This window comes from Cyanobacteria bacterium GSL.Bin1 (genome assembly GCA_009909085.1).
Classification (GTDB): Bacteria; Cyanobacteriota; Cyanobacteriia; order Cyanobacteriales; family Rubidibacteraceae; genus Halothece.
Genome location: JAAANX010000003.1, coordinates 1 through 6,147, shown reverse-complemented (window position 1 = coordinate 6,147; position 6,147 = coordinate 1). Strand labels below are relative to the sequence as shown.

Genomic DNA, 6,147 nt, shown 5'->3' with positions numbered 1-6,147 from the left:
TGGTCACGATTCATCTACCCGTTAAGCTCCTGCCGTCGCTATAACGGGAGTCCTCTCGTGACATTAAAGATAGAGCAACTGACAGGATTGAAAAGGTGGAGATCAATTTAATTCGGGAGGAAAAACAGCGATGACATCCACTCTTGCCATGCCCACCAGCCAAATTGAGTCTTATTTGGGAGATGAAGCCGAGAGCTTACTGAATCATCAGCCGAAAGTATCTAAAGAAATGCTGCACCTGCCGGGGCTAGATGTCGTGGATCGCATCTTTGCTTACAGCGATCGCCATCCGCAGGTTTTGCGGAATTTGCAGCAGATTTATGGCACGGGACGTTTGGCGAACACCGGCTATCTCTCCATTTTGCCAGTGGATCAGGGCATTGAGCATTCTGGCGGTGCTTCTTTTGCCCCCAACCCCATTTATTTCGATCCGGAGAACATTATTAAATTAGCCCTAGAAGGCGGTTGTAATGCTGTCGCGACCACTTTAGGCAATCTCGGCAACCTATCGCGCAAATATGCCTACCGTATTCCCTTTATTGTTAAATTAAACCATAATGAATTATTAACCTATCCCAACCACCACGATCAAATCATGTTCGCCGCCGTTGATCAGGCTTGGGATTTAGGCGCAGCAGCCGTTGGCGCCACCATTTATTTTGGTTCTGAGGAGTCTAACCGTCAAATTCAAGAAGTGAGCCGGGCTTTTGCCTATGCCCACGAACTGGGAATGGCAACGGTTCTCTGGTGCTATCTTCGCAACAGTGCTTTCAAACAAGATCAAGACTATCATCTGGCTGCCGATTTGACTGGTCAAGCCAACCACATGGGAGTGACCATCGAAGCTGACTTAATCAAGCAGAAACTCCCGCAAAACAATCGCGGTTACGAAGCCGTGGCCAACGCGACAGGCGAAAAATACGGTCGGACTCACGAAGGGGTTTACAGCGATCTGACCTCAGAGCATCCCATTGACTTAGCCCGTTATCAAGTGCTCAATTGCTATGCCGGTCGCGTCGGTTTAATCAACTCCGGCGGTTCTTCCGGTAAAAACGACTTTGCCGAAGCGACTCGCACGGCTGTCATCAATAAACGCGCTGGGGGATGCGGTTTAATCTCCGGTCGCAAAACCTTCCAGCGTCCTTTTGAAGAAGGGGTCAAACTCTTCCACACCATCCAAGATGTTTACCTCTGTTCGGAAGTAACGGTCGCGTGAAGTATCCCAACTTGCCTTCGCTTGAATCGGGAATAGTTACCGATTTTGGCGTCAATCGACAGGATTGCCCTCTAGAAATAATCATTAACCATGAAACGCTCTTTCACAACCGCAGCAGCTACGATCTTGACCCTTGCCTCCGTGATGGGAATCGGCGGTTGCCAAACTGTCCAAGAACCAGATACTTCAGGAAAACAACAAAGACTTGATCGGCTGCAACTGAGACTCTGATGTATGTTTTAGAGACCTTACAAAGATAGAATTAGTGAGCTTAATTTCGCAACAGCCGCATGATGATCTCGATCAGGTATAATCTTCAGACGAAAGTGTGTGACTTGTTCAAGATTGACTGTCCAATCTTCCCGTTGAAATGTCGTTCCTGGCGGGCTAAAAGTATAATCTTGCTCGAGCACCTTCTCAAAACTTTCGCCTCCATTGTGAGAGACTGAAACTTGAAGCACTTGAGTGCGACTCACTTCGACCTCCTCGATTTCCAGTTGGATTTTCCGAATCACTTGGGGCTCATCAAAGACGAGGGTGATGGTTTGAGGTCCAGAGGCAGCTGCAGCCCAATAACTGGCTTCCTTGCCGTGCTCTTGGTTAAAGGCGTTTTCAATGGGATGAGCTGACTCCTCGGAAGTGAGTTGAACGGTTGCCATGTTGACAATATCTAACTCACCGGTCGTTGCTGAGCGGGTATTTAAGGTTCCCGAATCCACAATTTCTTTTCGCATTGTGCCTCCTGAAGTTGACAATTCCGCCTTATCTTGTTCTCCTCTTGAAATATTGACAGACTCGACATTGTAACTCTCGGCATCTGCTGTTGGTGGATTGATCAAAAATAGCCCCAACAAAATGACTAATAATAGTCCGCTCCCTATAATCCTAGCCATATTTTTTATTTTACTCATGAGACTGCCTCAGAGATATACTTTCACTAATACTAGTGGATTCAGTTAGTGAAGATGCCTAACGCCCAAAGTCTAGGACAAACTTAAGATTTTTGAAACCAGCGGCGCGCGAACACGCATCCGTTGAAAAATAACTGTAATCACGGATGATGTGATAGTTAGCGTGCGGAATCTGGGTTTTAATTGATTTAAGCTTTTGAGAGGACAATGATGATGGCAACGAGAACGCCACCCCCCAGAGCAACCAAACTGTATTTCCGATTGTCCGCTTCTGCTTTTGGCAAAAGATGGGTTGCTCCCACATAAACTAATGTTCCTGCTGAAAGCGACAACAAAGCGCCAAGCAGTTGAGTATCGATTTTACTGATTAGGGAGTACTACTCTGTCAACTTTGAAATGATGGATTGAGGTGGGACAGGGGAGACAAGGAAGACAAGGAAGACAAGGGGGACAAGATCAGCACACTCATCCCTCAAGACAAAATTGATCGCCCAGTACGAGACGAGCATCCCGAGGGGGGTGGTTAGTGCTGCTGCAACAAAGGAAAAAATCATGGCTTTGCTTTCTTCAAATCCGCCTTTCACCAATAACAAATAAGTGATGATTCCCTCGGGAAATTCATGTAATACCATTCCCGCCGTTGCCAGGAACCCAGTAAAGATACTAACGGTAAAGGCAATGGAATAAACAACTCCGTCGATAAAAGAATGAAAACCAATTCCGATCATTGGCACTAACCCAATCCCGTATTTTTCCTTTTCGGGGTCTTTTTGACACACAAACACATTCAACAAACGATTGAATAAATACAAACCAAAAAATCCCACTAGCAGATAACTTGGGCTATTGGGATTCATCGATAAAGATTTCGGAATCAGGTGCAGAAATGAGGCAGTAATCAGCAACCCTGCGGCAAAGCAGATGAAATATGTGACATTGCGCTGCCCCCAATCAACAAAATGACGGATGGTATAAATCCCTGCGGTTGTAACAAGGGCAGCAAAACTGCTGGTTGCAAGAGCACTCCAGAAAGTGTTTTCCATTTTCAAGCCTCTAGGAGATGAGCGATCATGACGGCACGGTTTCCCTAATCCTTTTTCCTAGGATATCAATCAATCGGGCTGCCCCCACTGGCGAGATGCCAGTAAACTTTTGTCACAAAATCTATAAGATTATTAGAGTAAGGTTTATAGATTTTGACACTAAATCAATAATTGACTATCTTAAAAGAAGAGTAACCAAGGAGAATCCAAAAATGCCAGGAAGAGGGGGCTATCGTCAAGGAGCCGGACGTAAAGCGGTTTGGCAAGATCGAGAGACCCAAACCATTCGCGTTCCTGTGGCCCTGAAGGACCAATTGCTCGATATTGGCAGGGGACTTGATCGCGGACAAGAATTCTATGATGGGAAGACTTGCGCTGAACTGCGAGAAGTGCTCCAGAGTTGGGAAGCGAAGTGCCAAGAAAACGAGGAGTCCCCAGAATGGCAACCGGTTCGTCAACTCTTGGATGACATCCAAGGTGTACTATCAAAAAGACCTGTCAGAGCCTGTCAGCGCAAAAGAGCGCGACAGGGCTGCAACTCTACTACCTGAAAAAACGCTATGAACTTTTAACGAATTTATGGAAGATGTTCGTCATTGTCGCTTGAACCTCAACCACTGGTTGCCTGTGACACAAAAGCGAAACTTTCCTGACTCAGGACTCCAGCCAATACAAGTTGGGGGACGTGAACTGGTGGTCTTTAAAGCGGAAAGAGAGGGATTCAGCATCTTTGAGGATGCCTGTCCCCATCGTCGCGTTCGGCTGAGTCAACTCGGGCGCAAAGAGAAGAACACGCTAGTCTGCACCTACCACGGCTGGCAGTTCGATGGAGACAACGGGGCTTGTCAAGCTACGCCCGGTCAGCCTGAACTCAAAAAAAAGTTCTGTCTCAAGTCTTACCCAGTCCAAGAATATGGAGACTGGGTCTGGGGGTTTTTCGGTGAGCCTCAGCTGGCTGAACAAGTTGCTTTACCCCGAATGAAAGCACTTGAAGGCTCCCAGAATTATTTAACGGTTTCTTTAGAGCAGACAGCCCAGTGTCACTTTAGTTACTTGGTGGAGAATGCCCTTGATCTGTTCCACGCGGAACTGCACCGTAACCCGAAACCAGTGTCTGATCCCTCTCTTGGCAACTGGCAAGGGCTGGAACTATTCTTGAGTTCCTTGATGGAAAATCTTTTTCAGTGGCTTGATCGCGACAGGACAGGGAACTTGCAACCTTGGTCCGACGCTAAACTGATCCAATGTCAAAGAGACGAACAATCTTTGCAGGCGGTTTATAAAGTGACAGTCACTCCTTTCCTAAGATTTTTGGGAGAAAGCCAAGGTCAACTTCGGACTCGTTTGGTTTACGAATACCCCTATATTTACCAAGAATCTGAGGACGGCAAAGTCGTTATTTTTTCAGTTTTCGTTCCTGTGGGTGAGCAAAAGACTCAAATTTACAGCACCTTCTCCTTCCAGCATTTTTGGGCTGTGCCTGGGCTAACGGAACTCTTACAATTCAACCTGAAGCGAGGATTCCAGCAAATCGTTGCTCAGGATATCCAGGCAGTTGAAGAAGAGCAGCGTGCTTACAATCGTCAAGGTCGGGACTGCACTCGTGAGCCCAATCCAGTCGCCCACGCAGCGCGGCAGGTAATTCTTCAGCAAGATACCAAAGGAGCTTCGCCAGTCTGAGCGTAAGTTGAGTCGGAAAATATACCAGCTTTAAATCAATTGCGTTGTTAAACCCTTATGCCGTCAACTTTTCCGCCCTTATCATTCTGAATGGCTCAGAAATTTGAGCGAACGATGAGTATTAAGCGATTTTGATCAGATTATTTAGACTGAGATGACTCGAGACTTTCCAGTAAAGCCTGAAGAATCAGAAAAGAAGAAGTAGCCCCAGGATCTTGATGTCCTACACTTCTTTCTCCCAAGTAACTCGCCCGTCCCTTGAGGGCAACTAAAGGAATGGTTTGTTTCATGCCTGCTTCTGCTGCTTGGACGGCTTGTTGCAATGCTTCTACGGTTGACTTTCCCTGATTCACTAACTCGGTGAAAGTATTGACGGCTGGAGATAAAGCATCTAACATCGTCTTATCGCCAACATGAGCCTGACCTCGCCCCGCGACTCCCGCGACTCCCGCTTGCAGTAAATCAGCTAACTCGCTGGAGGTTAATTCTTCTTTTCCCATTCCTTTTGTGGAAGCTCGCAGGAAAAAAGTTCCATAAAGAGGACCACTGGCACCACCAATCCTAGAAATCAAAGTCATGCTAACGGTTTTGAGGATCGTACCCAGATCTTGATGTTCTAATTGGGGTAACTGCTCAGCGACTTTCTGAAAGCCGCGATCTAAATTAATGCCATGATCGGCATCTCCAATGGCAGCATCTAACTCGGTCAAATACTCTTTGTTTTCTGCGATTGTGTTCGCTATTGCTTGTAGCCAGTTGATAATTTGCTGTTTCGTGACGTTCATGATTTTTCCCCAGCAAAAATCACACCCCCCAACGTAAGGCAGGGGTTTGAACAGGTGCATCCCATAATTTCAGAAGTTCGTCATCCAATTTTAGAAGCGTAATCGAGCAACCTTGCATTTCTAAGGAAGTAATATAGGGACCAACTAGGTTACGTACAATTTGAATATTCTGCTCAGAACAAATTTGCGCTAATTTCCGATAGATAATGTAAAGCTCCGATAACGGCGTACCGCCCATACTATTAACAAAGGCCAAAACGCGATCGCCTTTTTCTAGGTTCGGATCGGTGAGTTCTACCTCTTCCCAATCTTGCTGGTCCTCATTCCATTCCCGCAGAATGCGAGTATAGCCAGTATCTTCAAAGATCGACTGGGCCAACATTGCTGTAATTTCATCTGCTGAAACTAGAGGCAATCTTTTGCGCCCTGGTTCACCGTGAATCCCAATCCCAAATTCAATCTCATTTTCTCCTAATTCAAACATAGGAGAACCTTTAGCTGGTGGCGTACAG

The 6,147-nt window shown here is 46.4% G+C and carries 8 protein-coding genes and 1 pseudogene; 4 read left to right on the top strand and 5 right to left on the bottom strand.

All coding sequences use genetic code 11. The annotated features are described in order from the left end of the window. The first annotated feature begins 130 nt into the window (after positions 1 to 130). Positions 131 to 1,216, top strand: coding sequence for a class I fructose-bisphosphate aldolase (locus tag GVY04_00090; GenBank protein ID NBD14580.1), 1,086 nt, complete (start codon positions 131 to 133; stop codon positions 1,214 to 1,216). A gap of 90 nt (positions 1,217 to 1,306) precedes the next feature. Then, positions 1,307 to 1,447, top strand: coding sequence for a hypothetical protein (locus GVY04_00085; protein NBD14579.1), 141 nt, complete (start codon positions 1,307 to 1,309; stop codon positions 1,445 to 1,447). 17 nt (positions 1,448 to 1,464) lie between these two features. On the opposite strand, the gene GVY04_00080 is transcribed toward GVY04_00085, so the two are convergent. From GVY04_00080 to GVY04_00070, 3 genes and pseudogenes are all read right to left on the bottom strand, one after another. Beyond that, complete coding sequence (locus tag GVY04_00080) at positions 1,465 to 2,109, bottom strand: hypothetical protein (protein NBD14578.1); 645 nt, start codon at positions 2,107 to 2,109, stop codon at positions 1,465 to 1,467. Positions 2,110 to 2,315: 206 nt separating this feature from the next. Further along, a pseudogene (locus GVY04_00075) lies at positions 2,316 to 2,495 on the bottom strand (ZIP family metal transporter). 9 nt (positions 2,496 to 2,504) lie between these two features. Beyond that, entirely contained in the window at positions 2,505 to 3,170 is a 666-nt protein-coding gene (locus tag GVY04_00070; protein ID NBD14577.1) for a ZIP family metal transporter, read from the bottom strand. A gap of 212 nt (positions 3,171 to 3,382) precedes the next feature. On the opposite strand from GVY04_00070, the gene GVY04_00065 reads away from it, so the two are divergent. Further along, positions 3,383 to 3,721 carry a hypothetical protein gene (locus GVY04_00065; GenBank protein NBD14576.1) on the top strand — a complete coding sequence of 113 codons (339 nt, stop codon included), beginning with the start codon at positions 3,383 to 3,385 and terminating at the stop codon, positions 3,719 to 3,721. 28 nt (positions 3,722 to 3,749) lie between these two features. After that, the gene (locus GVY04_00060) at positions 3,750 to 4,850 is read left to right on the top strand and encodes a Rieske 2Fe-2S domain-containing protein (GenBank protein NBD14575.1); all 1,101 of its coding nucleotides are present in this window, start codon (positions 3,750 to 3,752) and stop codon (positions 4,848 to 4,850) included. A 140-nt stretch (positions 4,851 to 4,990) separates the two neighbouring features. On the opposite strand, the gene dhaL is transcribed toward GVY04_00060, so the two are convergent. Both dhaL and GVY04_00050 read right to left on the bottom strand, forming a co-directional pair. After that, positions 4,991 to 5,635 carry a dihydroxyacetone kinase subunit L gene (dhaL, locus tag GVY04_00055; GenBank protein ID NBD14574.1) on the bottom strand — a complete coding sequence of 215 codons (645 nt, stop codon included), beginning with the start codon at positions 5,633 to 5,635 and terminating at the stop codon, positions 4,991 to 4,993. Positions 5,636 to 5,654: 19 nt separating this feature from the next. Further along, a partial coding sequence (locus GVY04_00050; protein NBD14573.1) for a dihydroxyacetone kinase occupies positions 5,655 to 6,147 on the bottom strand: 493 nt, incomplete at its 5' end.

Excerpts from the sequence above, each read along its gene's own strand:
- GVY04_00070 (NBD14577.1), bottom strand. The coding sequence starts at position 3,170 with ATGGAAAACACTTTCTGGAGTGCTCTTGCAACCAGCAGTTTTGCTGCC.
- GVY04_00065 (NBD14576.1), top strand. The coding sequence starts at position 3,383 with ATGCCAGGAAGAGGGGGCTATCGTCAAGGAGCCGGACGTAAAGCGGTT.
- GVY04_00060 (NBD14575.1), top strand. The coding sequence starts at position 3,750 with ATGGAAGATGTTCGTCATTGTCGCTTGAACCTCAACCACTGGTTGCCT.
- GVY04_00085 (NBD14579.1), top strand. The coding sequence starts at position 1,307 with ATGAAACGCTCTTTCACAACCGCAGCAGCTACGATCTTGACCCTTGCC.
- dhaL (NBD14574.1), bottom strand. The coding sequence starts at position 5,635 with ATGAACGTCACGAAACAGCAAATTATCAACTGGCTACAAGCAATAGCG.
- GVY04_00090 (NBD14580.1), top strand. The coding sequence starts at position 131 with ATGACATCCACTCTTGCCATGCCCACCAGCCAAATTGAGTCTTATTTG.
- GVY04_00080 (NBD14578.1), bottom strand. The coding sequence starts at position 2,109 with ATGGCTAGGATTATAGGGAGCGGACTATTATTAGTCATTTTGTTGGGG.